Below are 13,829 nucleotides of genomic sequence, written 5' to 3'. Positions count from 1 at the left end.
CCTGTAAAAGTTTTCATATGACAATCCTCCTAATTTTTCTTAAATATAAGCATGTTCCATGAATGTGGAGACAGCGATATGTTCTCTGAAATTGCTTTTTCTACTGGAATGACATTATCAGGTGAGTCAGCGGTATTTACTGCTTTAAGGTCATCACCTTCCATGGCAATGTGCTGAGTGAGACTGTAGTCATCATATCCAAGTGTGGCTATGTTCAGGTCGCATGCTTCGTTAAGTGAACGGTTTACTGCAAATATAGTTATTTCGTTTCCATCATCTGAAATTACTGCTGCCGAGTCAACGTAAGGAACATTTTTGATCTTTTCTGTATCGTAACTGTCGCAACTGCAGAAAGATCTTATTGTTGTACCCCTGCCATGCTGAGAAGTATACATGAAAGGATAGAATATGGTTTGTGCCCAGCATCTTCCGTTGTTCTCAGTCATAATTGGTGCGATTACATTTACAAGCTGTGCGAGGCATGCAATCTTGACTCTGTCGCAATTGTTAAGTAGAGTTATGAGTAAGCTTCCAACAACTACCGCATCTTCAAGATTGTATATGTCCTCAAGAAGTGGGGGAGCGACCTGCCACTTTGGTATTTCTTTGTCCTGTTCACTGCTGTGGAACCATATGTTCCACTCATCAAATGACAGATTTACGGTTTTGTCAGATTCCTTTTCAAACTTTACCTCATCGCAGATTGCAGCAACCTGCTTTATAAATTTGTCCATTTCCACGGATGATGCAAGATAGGCAGCTGTATCATTGGCAGGATTTCCATAATAGTTATGGAGAGATATATAATCTATATGTTCATAGCATTCACGCAGGACTGTGCGTTCCCATTCCATAAATGTTGGCATGTTTATGTGTGCACTGCCGCATGCCACCAGCTCAATAGAAGGATCTGTCCATTTCATAAGCTTTGCTGTTTCGCATGCAATGCGGCCGTATTCGTATGGAGTTTTGCTGCATATCTGCCATGGACCGTCCATCTCATTTCCGAGACACCACAGTTTGATTCCAAATGGTTTATCAAATCCATTGGCCTTTCTCATCTGTGCATAGTAGGTGTCTGTGTCACTGTTGCAGTATTCAACGAGGTTGCGGGCATCATTGGCACCCCGTGTACCGAGGTTGACGGCCATCATGACTTCACTTCCTGCACGTTTGGCCCATTCCTGAAATTCGTCAATGCCGACTTCGTTTGTCTCTATTGACTGCCAGGCAAGTTCCATCTTTCTTGGACGCTTTGCCTTATCTCCAGTTCCGTCCTCCCAGTTATAGCCCGATACAAAATTTCCGCCAGGATAGCGGATCACAGGTACATTTAATTCTTTGATCATGCCCATGACATCCTGCCGGAATCCCATGTCATCCGATGTGGCGTGATCCGGTTCATATATCCCTCCATAAACTGCACGTCCAAGATGCTCGATAAATGAACCAAAAATTCTCTTATCAATCTTACCTATACTGTTATTTGCGGAAATCGTGATAGTTGCTTTCAATGTTTGTTCCTCCTTATGTTTTTTCGTTAATTGTTATTGATAGTATGGTTTATTTGGGATAAAATTTCAATGACATATCATGTAACAATACTGATGTATTCTGCTTTTTTAACTTTAGATGTATGTTGGTATTATTGAGAAATGTTTTATTTAAAGGAGAGATCATAAATGCAGATAAATAATATTGGACATAATCACATTCATGATGCAGATTTTATAATTAAACGTCCTTCTGGATCGGGAGATTACCTGCTCGTACTTTTAAAGTCCCCTGCAGTTTTTACTTTGAACGGTGAGGATACAATTACAGAAAGTAACTCATTTATATTATACAGAAAGGGTACTCCCCAGTTTTACCGTGCATATGGTTCCAGCTTTTCTAACGACTGGTTTCATTTCGAAATGTCAGATGACGACCTGAAATTTATCGAATCCCTGAGTATCCCGTTTGATGAGGTGAAAATATTGGGGGATATCAATGATCTGTCACTTATCATAAAAAATATGTGTTATGAACGTTATTCTTCAAATAAATATAAGGATGATTCTGTTAGATTATATATGAAATTATTTTTTTTAAAGCTTGCTGAAAAGATGTCGTCAGTGAGTAAAGATACACATGGTTCCTATTATGAAAAAATGTCTATAATCAGAACAAATATTTATAATAAGCCGTATGATAACTGGACAATACAGGGAATGTCACATCAGCTTACAATGAGCGAATCATACTTTCAGCATTTGTATAAGAAAATATTTGGAACAGGGGTTATGAATGATGTGATACAGAGCCGCATTGAACACGCAAAGTATCTTCTATCAACGACAGATATTTCAATTGAACATATATCGCAGATGTGCGGATATAACAGCTCTTCTCATTTTATGCGTCAGTTTAAAAAAGAAGCAGGAATGACACCATCTGAATATCGCAAAACAATAATAATTATTGACAAACGATAATTCTATGGTACTATACAAGTAAGATAATTATCGTGAAACAATAATTTTTACATTGGATTGGAGGCTGCTATGGTTAATGGTATTTTAAATATATTTGCGTATATTGCGGTGTGGCTAAGGAATATGTCACTTGCAGGAGGAGGCCAGAACGCATTTGCAATATTTATGTTCTGCCTGATAGGATGTATGCCGCTTGCCGGATTCATCGTGCTCTGTATAAGAAATAGAAAAATTGATGCTGACTACCTGTTGCTGGGCCTTTCGGCGGCTCTTTTCATAGGAATATATATGATGATAAATCCAGGGTATGTCATAGATGGAAATGCTCTGGTAACTTCAGATATGCTGAATCTTGCAATAAGCTCAGTGATATGGTCGGTGCTGGCATGTTATGCTGTGCTCAGGATCGTGGAGAGTATAGACAAGGCGGATAGCACTCAGATAGTAGAAATCATCAAGAAGATAATATGTGTGATAGTGGTATTCACAGCTTTTGTGATTGGCTATGTGTCACTGCCGGAGCTTGTCAGAACAAATCGGACAAATGCCGGTGCTATGCCTGGTGATGCCGGATGGGCAGTGATCCTGTTTATTTTCCAGCTTGTAAATGCTGCTCTTGTCATATGGGTTCTGATCAGGGGATACAGGCTTTGCAACAGCATAATAGAAAATGAGTATTCGGATGAGACAATCCATATGGCAGAGAGACTTTCAAAGACGAGCAAGAGTGCAATATCAGTCATGGTGATTCTTGAACTCTCGAAGAATGTGCTTCAGCTTTTTATCATGACGACTCTTTCAAATGCAGATTTCAAGATATCACTTCCATTATATGAGCTGATAATACTCGTCGTTGCGTATATGGGTGTCAGAAACCTTGCTAAGACAAAAGCGATAAAAGAAGAAAATGATTCATATATATAGAATTTGAGGTGACGTGTAGGGATGGCAATCAAAGTAACTCTGGACAGGGTTTTAAAAGAGAATAATATGACATCGAAGGAACTTTGCAAACTAGTGGGGATAACAGAGGCAAATCTGTCGGTTCTCAGAAGCGGGAAAGCAAAGGGTGTGCGGTTTACCACGATCAACAAGATATGCTATTACCTGCACTGCGATGTTGGAGACATATTGACATTTGATGGTGAACTTATAGAAGAAGACTAAGGAGGCGGGAGCTGTGATGAAAGTTATCAGGGGTAAGAAAACAGACAGGAAATCAGGTGAGACACATAGAGTGATACGAAAGAGTAATCTGGTTGCTGTGGGTATTATTGGAATGCTTGGAATATGTATGCTCTCAGGCTGCTCGCTTGCGGATAAGGAAATGACTGAAACTGATGAGAGAGATTTACTGGTTGGAGTGTTTGTAACAACAGAAAGGCTTGGGACAGTTACCGATGTTCCGTGCGAAATCGATATTGATGCAGGTACACTTAAGATAACAGATGAAGACATTGATGTTGACGGATGTTATATGATCTATGCCAGATCAGGCGAGGGGGAAGATATGTACGAGACTCTGGTATCTGATGGTATAAGTGTTGGAACAAACAATGTTGGGTATAATGAGAATGCAGATGGAAGTGTCACCAGAAGCCGGACAGTGAACGGATGTGTGTACTATGATCTGGACAATAAGGATAGCTATGCAGACTCAGATGGTGATGTGGGAATAATCCTCAATAAGGTATATGAGAAAACAGATGGAACATATTATATAACGAGTGGCAGCTCAATGGGGTGTGCGGCCACGGATCAGACTGCAGAGAACGGCTCAGGTGCAATGGATGTAAAAGAGTCGTATAAGACGACTTCGTTATCGGGTAGTGAAAGTTCGTCAAGTGATGAAAACGAAATGGTCATACATGTGGAATGGAAGTTTGAACGAGCAGGAGAAAAGTATACATTTACAGCTATGTCTGAGGATAACAAAGAGCTGGACGCCAAAACCTATGATGTTGGGGATATACCAGATACAATAAAGTTTGACTGTGACTGGCAGTATGTGATCGTGTCCTATGCGGATGTGACTGGTAAGATGCATAGTTCATTCGTGGATAAAGAAGATTCAGTGTATGAATATAGTGTGAGCACTGGCAAATTCTTCCTGGATACAGGCGTAGTTGAGATAGAATAACAGGTGAATATTAATTTAAGATTAAACCACAGGGATATGGTAAATTGGTTCCCTGTGGTTTAAAATTATGACTAGAGAAAATGAATGAAATTGAAAAACGAGAACATTTAGCGTGGGCATATTATCATAATTTCATGTATGACAGTGAGAATTAAGGAGGATTACAGATGGATCGCAAAGAGATGAACAAAATTATATTTCAGAATACAGAGTATATGTGCAAGACGGATGCTGCATTGTCAGATGCTACAAAGAAATCAGTGTCAGGGCAGCGATTTATTGCAGAAAGTGAGAAGATTCCGGGACTTAATCTAAATATTTATAAGAAACAGACCAGGATTGTGGTATCCAGAAAGAGAACATATGAGGCAGCGGCATATTATAAGGGACAGCATGTTGCTGTGCATAACTTTGCATCGGCGGTAAATCCGGGTGGCGGAGTTGTATATGGAGCGAGTGCACAGGAGGAATGTCTCTGCAGATGTTCTAATCTGTATTTCTGTTTGAACACTCCTGATATGTGGGGAATGTTCTATACTCCTCACAGAGCGGCAAAAGATCCTATACACAATGATGATATTATATACACACCTGGTATAGTGGTGTTTAAGACGGATACAGATCTGCCGGAACTCATGGAGCAAAAGGACTGGTATAAAGCGGATGTGATCACATGTGCTGCGCCGAATCTACGGGAAATTCCAGGAAATATTTATAACTGTGAGAATGGTGCAAGCGCAGCGGGAGTAAGCAATTATGACCTTCAGATTATTCATGAGAAAAGACTCAGAAGGATACTTGACAGCGCAGTTATGAACCATGCGGACACAGTGATACTCGGTGCATTTGGCTGTGGTGCATTCCGCAACGATCCTCATGCGGTGGCATCAGCTGCTGCAAATGTTCTAAGTGATTATATATACGCATTTGAGAATATCGAGTTTGCTGTATACTGCAGACCAAATGATGATTTCAATTACAGGGTGTTTAACAGCGTATTAAGTTCATTGTAAATGAAATTTGTGCCTATGGTGCATACCATCATGCTATGAGGGCGGCGATGTAGATATAAGAAGATGAGCAGGAAATGACAAGAGTCTTGATTACAGGATTAGTGTCAATGAGAAAATAGTGAAAGATTATTAAAAGAATTATACAAATTTTAGAAATAATTAATTGAATAAATCCTCCTTGTGATATAAGGTTAGAATAATATATATGATAATGGCGTTTCTGTATTGTGTCAGACATATATATCCTAAAAAATATCACAAGGAGGATTTTTATATGAAAGAAGTAAAACAGCCAAAGAAGCCGCTGATATTTTATTATCTGATAGTGCTTATCATAATAATGGTTCTCAATTTCATATTTGTCCCATGGTTTGCTGAGAGAAGTATAGAGGAGGTGGACTATGGTACGTTCATATCCATGACAGATGACAAGAAGATCGATGAGGTAGACATTGAGGCACAGTCAAATGTCATCTATTTTACAGGCAAAGATGACAAGAAGGTGTATAAGACTGCTATGGTGAGTGATGAGAACTTAACCGAGCGACTTTACAAGTCGGGAGCCAAGTTCTCAGGTCAGGAGATCAAGCAGACATCACCGATACTCAGTTTTATACTCAGTTGGATCGTGCCTATACTTATATTCACATTACTTGGAAGAATGCTTGCCAATCAGATGATGAAGCACGCCGGAGGCGGCAAGAATTCCATGATGTTTGGAATGGGCAAGAGTAATGCGAAGATATATGTTAATTCCACAGAGGGAATAAAGTTTACAGATGTCGCCGGAGAGGATGAGGCGAAGGAGAATTTGACTGAGATAGTTGAGTATCTTCACAATCCTGGAAAGTACAAGGAGATCGGCGCTTCCATGCCAAAGGGTATTCTTCTTGTGGGTCCTCCGGGAACAGGTAAGACCATGCTTGCCAAGGCTGTAGCCGGAGAGGCGAATGTACCTTTCTTCTCAATGTCCGGTTCAGAGTTCGTTGAGATGTTCGTAGGTATGGGTGCTTCAAAGGTAAGGGATTTGTTCCAGCAGGCAAAGGAAAAGGCTCCATGTATAGTGTTCATCGATGAGATAGATGCCATAGGTAAGAAGAGAGATGGACAGATAGGCGGCAATGATGAGCGAGAGCAGACACTTAACCAGCTTCTCACCGAGATGGATGGATTCGAGGGCAACAATGGTGTCATCATCCTTGCAGCAACCAACAGACCGGATTCACTTGATCCTGCACTGCTCAGACCGGGAAGATTTGACAGACGAGTACCTGTGGAACTTCCGGATCTCAAGGGACGTGAGGATATACTTAAGGTTCACGCCAAGAAGGTCAAGATAGGAGACAATGTAGACTTCAATAAGATAGCCAGAATGGCATCAGGAGCATCTGGCGCCGAGCTTGCAAATATTGTAAATGAAGCGGCACTCAGGGCTGTCAGAGCGGGCAGAGGCTTCGTGACACAGGCCGATATGGAAGAGAGCATAGAGGTCGTAATTGCAGGTTACCAGAGAAAGAATGCGATACTTACAGACAAGGAGAAGCTTGTCGTGTCATACCATGAGATCGGACATGCGCTTGTAGCTGCCAAGCAGACTGATTCGGCGCCAGTCCAGAAGATAACCATAGTTCCTAGAACTTCAGGAGCCCTTGGTTACACCATGCAGGTCGATGAGGGCAATCATTACCTTATGACCAAGGAAGAGATTGAGAATAAGATAGCGACACTCACAGGCGGAAGAGCTGCAGAGGAGATAGTATTTGGATCTATTACAACGGGAGCCTCCAACGATATAGAACAGGCAACAAAGCTTGCAAGAGCTATGATCACCAAATACGGAATGAGCAAAGATTTTGATATGGTAGCCATGGAGGTAGAAACTAACAAATACCTTGGCGGTGATTCATCACTTTCGTGCTCGGCAGAGACGCAGACACTCATAGACAAGAAGGTTGTGGAGCTTATAAGAAAGCAGCATGAGAAGGCGGCAACCATTATCCTCGAGAACAGAGCGAAGCTTGATGAGCTTTCCAATTATCTGTATCAGAAGGAGACGATCACAGGCGAGGAGTTTATGAAGATATTGAATTCATGATTCTCTTAGATATAATTTCAGTTACCGGGTGCTGGCATTTTACAATTCCGCACCCGGTAACCATAAGATAGACTTGTACTGGATTCAGAATAGTAGTATTACGTCAATTCCTCGTGGTCAAGCTCCAACAGTTTGAAATGATTCTTTTTGAACTCTATAAGTCCTTCACTCTGCATGTTGGACAGCTCCTTTGACAGTGCGGTTCTGTCGACATTCAGGTAGTCGGCAAACTGTTCCCTGTTAAATGGGATATCGAACTCAGTTGTTCCAAGAGAGCTGGCAAGTCCTGAGAGATAATAGCTGACACGCTCACGTATCTTCTTTGGCTTTATATAGAAGATATGAAGAGAGAGTGTGAGACTTCTTCTCGATGATAGGAGAAGAAGATTCTTCAGCATTTGCAGATGCCACGGATAACTGTTGTATTTGCCGGACATGATATCCTGTGCGTTGAGCAGGAATACGATAGTAGGCTCTGTTGCTCTTGCGTCGATCATGAGTTTGTGTCCGGACAGGGCGTATGTTTCACCGAACACCTTTCCAGGAAGTGCTGAACTCAGGATACTTTTGGAGCCCCAGTAGTCAACATTCTCAACAATCACCCGGCCTTTGATGACTATTCCAAGCTCCTCGGTTATTTCGCCGGCTTTGAATATAGTGGAGTTGTATCTGTAATAGTGTTCGCGCAGGATCCCGAGATCCATCATGGTTTTGATATCGGCTTCCGAGATTCCTTTAAATGCCATCATGTTGAGTACTTCAGACAATTGATATTGAGGAATTTTAAGTTTCATACATAACCTCCATCTTATTATTTATTTCTATGCAGAGCAGCAGTCTGCAGCGTAGTATATTATAGTGACAAGGTGTCATGATGCGGGGGTGCGATAAGGCTTTCAGCTATAGAATGTATATTTTTTCAAAACACAGTATATTGTATATGTGTAATAAATTATCCCTTGTCCATACACAATATATATTATTCATATATTTTCTCAAATTTTTTCAAAAAAAGTTGTTTAAATCTTTATTACGTGGTTATAACAACCGAATTTATGAGTAAAGTATAATATACTTACAAATGAAAAGCAAGGAATGTGATAAGCATTATTGAATTATAGAAGATTATTCTGTATAATAAGTAAATAGTGTGTCACATTTTCACATATTAAAACACTGAAAGGAGAAATTTTATCATGTTACAGAACCAGGAATGGGAATCATTCACAGGTAGACTCTGGAAGGAAGAGTGTAATGTAAGAGACTTCATCCAGAACAACTACACACAGTACGATGGAGACGAGAGTTTCCTTGCAGCCCCAACAGATGCTACTAACAAGCTTTGGGATAAGCTTCAGGCACTTCAGAAGGCTGAGAGAGATAACGGTGGAGTTTTAAAGGAGGATGCTGATGTTGTATCAAGCATCACATCTTATGGCCCAGGCTACATTGATCCAGAGACAAAGGATCTTGAGCAGATTGTAGGTCTTCAGACAGATGAGCCACTTAAGAGAGCATTTATGCCTTATGGTGGTATCAAGATGGCTGAGGAGGCTCTTCAGATGTATGGATATACTCCAAACGAGAACTTCCACAAGATCTTCACTGAGTATCACAAGACACACAACCAGGCAGTATTTGATGCTTACACACCAGAGATGCTGGCAGCTCGTCATACACATATCGTAACAGGACTTCCTGACACATATGGTCGTGGACGTATCGTAGGTGACTACAGAAGAGTTGCTCTTTACGGTATTGATCAGCTTATCGCTTGGAAGGAAGAGGATAAGGCTAACTGTGGCGATGGCAACATGTTTGATGATGTCATCCGTCAGAGAGAAGAGCTTTCAGAGCAGATTAAGCGTCTCAAAGAGATGAAGGTTATGGCTCAGTCATACGGATATGACATTTCAAAGCCAGCTTCAAACGCTAAAGAGGCTGTTCAGTGGTTATACTTCGGATACCTTGCAGCTATCAAGACTCAGAACGGTGCAGCTATGTCAGTTGGACGTGTATCTACATTCCTTGATATCTACATTGAGAGAGATATTAAGGCTGGTAAGCTTACAGAGGCTGAGGCTCAGGAGCTTATCGATCATTTCACAATGAAGCTTCGTATGGTTAAGTTCGCAAGAATTAAGTCATACAACGAGCTGTTCTCAGGAGATCCTGTATGGGCTACTCTTGAGGTTGGTGGTATCGGTGTTGACGGACGTTCAATGGTTACAAAGAACGATTACAGATTCCTTCATACACTTGAGAACATGGGACCAGCTCCAGAGCCAAACCTTACAGTTCTTTACTCATCAGCTCTTCAGGATACATTCAAGAAGTATGCTGCTAAGATTTCTGTAAGAACAAGCTCAATCCAGTATGAGAACGATGATGTAATGAAGCCAATCTGGGGCGATGATTACTCAATCTGCTGCTGTGTATCAGCTACACAGACTGGTAAGGAGATGCAGTTCTTCGGAGCTCGTGCAAACCTTGCTAAGTGTCTTCTTTACGCTATCAATGGTGGTAAGGATGAGAAGTTCCTTGACAAGAAGACTGGTAAGCCAATGCAGGTAGGTCCAGAGTACTCACCTATCACATCAGAGTACCTTGACTATGATGAAGTACTTGCTAAGTACAAGAAGATGCTTGACTGGTTAGCAGGACTTTATGTAAATATTCTTAACCTCATCCAGTACATGCATGACAAGTACTACTATGAGTCAGCTGAGATGGCACTTATCGATACAGATGTACGTCGTACATTTGCAACAGGTATCGCTGGATTCTCACACGTAATCGACTCACTGTCAGCAATCAAGTACGCTAAGGTTAAGGTTATCCGTAACGCAGAGACAGGACTTGCAGAGGACTTCGAGATCGAAGGCGAGTTCCCTAAGTATGGTAACGATGACGACAGAGCTGATAACATCGGTGTATGGCTTCTTCATGAGTTCCTTACAGACATCAAGAAGAGACACACATATCGTAATTCAGAGCCTACAACATCTATCCTTACAATCACATCTAACGTAGTTTATGGTAAGTACACAGGTAACCTTCCAGATGGAAGACGTGCTTGGACACCATTTGCACCAGGTGCTAACCCAAGCTACGGCGCTGAGACATCAGGACTTCTTGCATCACTTAACTCTGTTGCAAAGATTCCTTATGAGTGGTCACTGGATGGTATCTCAAATACACAGACAATGAACCCATCAGCACTTGGACATGATGAGGAAGAGAGAGCTACAAAGCTTGTAAGCGCAATGGATGGATACTTCGATCAGGGCGCTCATCATCTGAACGTAAACGTATTTGGTAAGGATAAGCTCCTTGATGCTATGGAGAATCCAGATAAGCCAGAGTACGCTAACTTCACAATCCGTGTATCAGGATATGCTGTTAAGTTCATATCACTTACACGTGAGCAGCAGCTCGATGTTATCAACAGAACATTCCATGACTCACTTTAATTCTTAGCTGACGCTGGATTTTCAGTGAAGTTATAGATGCTTTGTCAGATATAACAAGAACCATGGTCCCGGGGATAACCTCTCCGGGACTTTTTTTAAGAATATGTATTTATATCATTTTTATAAGAGATAATAGACATGTAGTTTTGTTTGTAATTACTTTCATTAATTGAGAGTTGTATTTGAATAGGAAGAACTTAGAGGTGAAATATGTCTGAAAAGAAACAGGTTTTAGGATATGTCCATTCGACAGAGAGCTTTGGAGCAGTAGATGGTCCAGGCATAAGATTTGTAGTTTTTTTACAGGGCTGCAAGATGAGATGTAAATATTGTCACAACCCAGAGACATGGAATCTTGTGACAGACTATAGTAAGCTTTACTCAGATGAAACAAGCGATGCTGAGAGAGAAGAACTTGAGAAGAAGATAGAAGAGAATACAAAGCTGCTGAAGGATAAGGGCGTCAAGATCGAGGCGAGGACCCCTGAGGATCTGTTAAAGCAGGCGCTCCGCTATAAGCCATATTGGAAAAACGGCGGTGGTATAACAGTGAGCGGTGGTGAGGCGCTGCTTCAGATGGATTTCCTCATCGAGTTTTTCAAGCTTGCAAAGGCTGAGGGTATTCATACAACAATAGATACAGCCGGCAATCCATTTACAAGGGAGGAGCCATTCTTCTCCAAGTTCAATGAGCTGATGAACCTCACAGATCTGTTCCTGCTCGATATCAAGCAGATCAATGATGACAAGCATAGAGATCTCACAGGATTCTCCAACAGCAATATACTTGATCTTGCACAGTATCTGTCAGATCAGGGTAAGCATATGTGGATCAGACACGTACTGGTACCAACCATCACAACTGATGAGGATGATCTGAAGAAGACAAAGGAGTTCATAGATACTCTCAAGACTGTCGATAAAGTTGAGGTACTTCCATATCACAAGCTCGGAATCACTGAGTGGGAGAGACTTGGAATACCATATAAGCTTGAGGGAATCGACCCGCCTACTGATGAGGAGCAGAAGCTTGCAAAGAGTATTCTGGAATAAATTTAAGAACAAGAACCGGGAAAATCATCGATAGTTCAATTCCTAGTCGATGCTGTAGCAGTGTATAAAAATATCTGTATTGAGACACAGGTGCTATATAAGATGTTAAAACCGTTGTAACGGGTGTGACATTTTATATAGTACCTGTGTCTTTGTTATATCAACAAATAAGTTTAACATAATTAATTAGTAAACAGTGGCTAGATGCATGCAAAAGAAGTTATAATGTAAGTTAATTGAAATTAGATTAGATATTTAAGCTTTTTTGAAAATGGACCAGGGGTTGTCCATTTTCAAAAAATGTCATATTTGATTGAAGTGCTGCAAATACGTTATATAACTGCAAAGTATAGGGAGTAGAGAATGTACAAGATAGACGAAGATACATGGAATGAAAAATATATACTGCTGATCCCAGCCATGCTGGATGCGCATTTTCCTCTGATAAAATACGCCTTTTATTCAAAGGATTATCATCCGGTCATACTGTCAAATGAGGATCATATCACGGATGTGGGACTTAAGTATGTGAACAATGATATGTGTTATCCGATTGTGTTAAATGCCGGGCAGATGATAGATGCACTGCAGTCAGGAAAGTACGACATCAACCGGACAAGACTTCTCATGCCGACGGCGGGGGATGCATGCAGGGGAGCTAATTACCTACATGTGTTAAAGGAGTCGGTGAGAAAGGCAGGATTTGACAGGGTAAAGATATTGTCTCTGAATGTTAAGGGGCTGGAGAAAAATTGCCAGATGCGTGTGCAGCCATTCATGGTTTGGAGAGCACTGTTCGGACTATTCTACGGAGATATACTCATGCTGCTCATCAATCAGACAAGGCCAAATGAGGTGAAAAAGGGACAGTCACAAAGGATGTGGCAGAAGTGGATAGATATCCTGTCCAGAGATCTGAAAGAGGGAAAGAATCTGACACTAGGCAGGATGAAACGAAACTTTGTCAGGATTGCCAGGGATTTTTCGCGGATAAAGCTGCATGATAAGAGGAAACAGCGTGTTGGGATAGTTGGTGAACTGTACATAAAATATTGTCACTTGGGCAACTGGGATATGATAAAGTTCCTTGAGTCAAATGGATGTGAGAGCCATACAAATGGGCTTTCTTGGTATGCCATGTACTATATGGATTCACATCTCACAGACAATATGACATTTGAATCTCTGCTTTACAAGGCGGGGCTGAAGTTCTTCGGCAGCCTGCAGAGAGCAATGATAGAGGCGCTTAGAAAATATGGGTTCTATACCATGGAGGATTTCTTCACGATGAAGCGTGAGGCTGATGGGTATGTGAGCTGGGGATATAAAACAGGAGATGGCTGGCTCATCGGCGCGGAGATAACGGGACACATACTCCATGAGTGTCCAAAGGTTTTGGCGGTTCAGCCATTTGGCTGTATGCCTAATCACACCTGCGGAAGAGGTTTGTACCCTTCGCTTCAGAAGAAGCTGCCGCAGGGCATGATAGTGAGCTGTGATGTGGATTCCAGTGGTTCAAAGCTGAATGTCTACAACAGGGTGAGGATGCTTGTGGACATGCCACTGAAGGAGGAATAA

Annotated in this window: 11 protein-coding genes; 9 read left to right on the top strand and 2 right to left on the bottom strand. The window is 41.4% G+C overall.

All coding sequences use genetic code 11. From position 1 onward, the window contains the following. Positions 1-29 precede the first annotated feature (29 nt). Positions 30-1,514, bottom strand: coding sequence for an arabinosylfuranosidase ArfA (gene arfA / locus OCV54_RS04310; RefSeq protein WP_055222769.1), 1,485 nt, complete (start codon positions 1,512-1,514; stop codon positions 30-32). Positions 1,515-1,682: 168 nt separating this feature from the next. On the opposite strand from arfA, the gene OCV54_RS04305 reads away from it, so the two are divergent. From OCV54_RS04305 to ftsH, 6 genes are all read left to right on the top strand, one after another. Continuing rightward, complete coding sequence (locus OCV54_RS04305; protein ID WP_055222767.1) at positions 1,683-2,477, top strand: AraC family transcriptional regulator; 795 nt, start codon at positions 1,683-1,685, stop codon at positions 2,475-2,477. Between the two features lie 69 nt (positions 2,478-2,546). Then, entirely contained in the window at positions 2,547-3,401 is an 855-nt protein-coding gene (locus OCV54_RS04300; RefSeq protein ID WP_055222765.1) for a hypothetical protein, read from the top strand. 21 nt (positions 3,402-3,422) lie between these two features. Beyond that, complete coding sequence (locus OCV54_RS04295) at positions 3,423-3,644, top strand: helix-turn-helix domain-containing protein (protein WP_055222763.1); 222 nt, start codon at positions 3,423-3,425, stop codon at positions 3,642-3,644. Positions 3,645-3,660: 16 nt separating this feature from the next. After that, complete coding sequence (locus tag OCV54_RS04290) at positions 3,661-4,617, top strand: hypothetical protein (protein WP_055222761.1); 957 nt, start codon at positions 3,661-3,663, stop codon at positions 4,615-4,617. Positions 4,618-4,784: 167 nt separating this feature from the next. Further along, on the top strand, positions 4,785-5,630 hold the full coding sequence (locus OCV54_RS04285; RefSeq protein ID WP_055222759.1) for a TIGR02452 family protein: 846 nt from the start codon (positions 4,785-4,787) through the stop codon (positions 5,628-5,630). Positions 5,631-5,904: 274 nt separating this feature from the next. Then, complete coding sequence (ftsH, locus tag OCV54_RS04280; protein WP_015535048.1) at positions 5,905-7,725, top strand: ATP-dependent zinc metalloprotease FtsH; 1,821 nt, start codon at positions 5,905-5,907, stop codon at positions 7,723-7,725. A 98-nt stretch (positions 7,726-7,823) separates the two neighbouring features. Here ftsH and OCV54_RS04275 read toward each other — a convergent pair whose 3' ends face one another. Next, entirely contained in the window at positions 7,824-8,519 is a 696-nt protein-coding gene (locus OCV54_RS04275) for a Crp/Fnr family transcriptional regulator (protein WP_055222757.1), read from the bottom strand. 402 nt (positions 8,520-8,921) lie between these two features. On the opposite strand from OCV54_RS04275, the gene pflB reads away from it, so the two are divergent. The 3 genes from pflB (at position 8,922) to OCV54_RS04260 (ending at position 13,829) form a co-directional block, all read left to right on the top strand. Continuing rightward, the gene (gene pflB, locus OCV54_RS04270; protein ID WP_022216338.1) at positions 8,922-11,198 is read left to right on the top strand and encodes a formate C-acetyltransferase; all 2,277 of its coding nucleotides are present in this window, start codon (positions 8,922-8,924) and stop codon (positions 11,196-11,198) included. 210 nt (positions 11,199-11,408) lie between these two features. Then, positions 11,409-12,251, top strand: coding sequence for a radical SAM protein (locus OCV54_RS04265; RefSeq protein ID WP_015535046.1), 843 nt, complete (start codon positions 11,409-11,411; stop codon positions 12,249-12,251). Between the two features lie 363 nt (positions 12,252-12,614). Then, complete coding sequence (locus OCV54_RS04260; RefSeq protein ID WP_055222755.1) at positions 12,615-13,829, top strand: 2-hydroxyacyl-CoA dehydratase; 1,215 nt, start codon at positions 12,615-12,617, stop codon at positions 13,827-13,829.

The organism is Coprococcus aceti, from assembly GCF_025567285.1.
Classification (GTDB): domain Bacteria; phylum Bacillota; class Clostridia; order Lachnospirales; family Lachnospiraceae; genus Coprococcus; species Coprococcus aceti.
Note: the sequence above shows the minus strand (reverse complement) of the source record. Positions and strands in the feature narration are given on the sequence as shown.

Excerpts from the sequence above, each read along its gene's own strand:
- OCV54_RS04305 (WP_055222767.1), top strand. The coding sequence starts at position 1,683 with ATGCAGATAAATAATATTGGACATAATCACATTCATGATGCAGATTTT.
- OCV54_RS04290 (WP_055222761.1), top strand. The coding sequence starts at position 3,661 with ATGAAAGTTATCAGGGGTAAGAAAACAGACAGGAAATCAGGTGAGACA.
- OCV54_RS04295 (WP_055222763.1), top strand. The coding sequence starts at position 3,423 with ATGGCAATCAAAGTAACTCTGGACAGGGTTTTAAAAGAGAATAATATG.
- pflB (WP_022216338.1), top strand. The coding sequence starts at position 8,922 with ATGTTACAGAACCAGGAATGGGAATCATTCACAGGTAGACTCTGGAAG.
- OCV54_RS04260 (WP_055222755.1), top strand. The coding sequence starts at position 12,615 with ATGTACAAGATAGACGAAGATACATGGAATGAAAAATATATACTGCTG.
- OCV54_RS04275 (WP_055222757.1), bottom strand. The coding sequence starts at position 8,519 with ATGAAACTTAAAATTCCTCAATATCAATTGTCTGAAGTACTCAACATG.
- ftsH (WP_015535048.1), top strand. The coding sequence starts at position 5,905 with ATGAAAGAAGTAAAACAGCCAAAGAAGCCGCTGATATTTTATTATCTG.
- OCV54_RS04285 (WP_055222759.1), top strand. The coding sequence starts at position 4,785 with ATGGATCGCAAAGAGATGAACAAAATTATATTTCAGAATACAGAGTAT.
- OCV54_RS04265 (WP_015535046.1), top strand. The coding sequence starts at position 11,409 with ATGTCTGAAAAGAAACAGGTTTTAGGATATGTCCATTCGACAGAGAGC.
- OCV54_RS04300 (WP_055222765.1), top strand. The coding sequence starts at position 2,547 with ATGGTTAATGGTATTTTAAATATATTTGCGTATATTGCGGTGTGGCTA.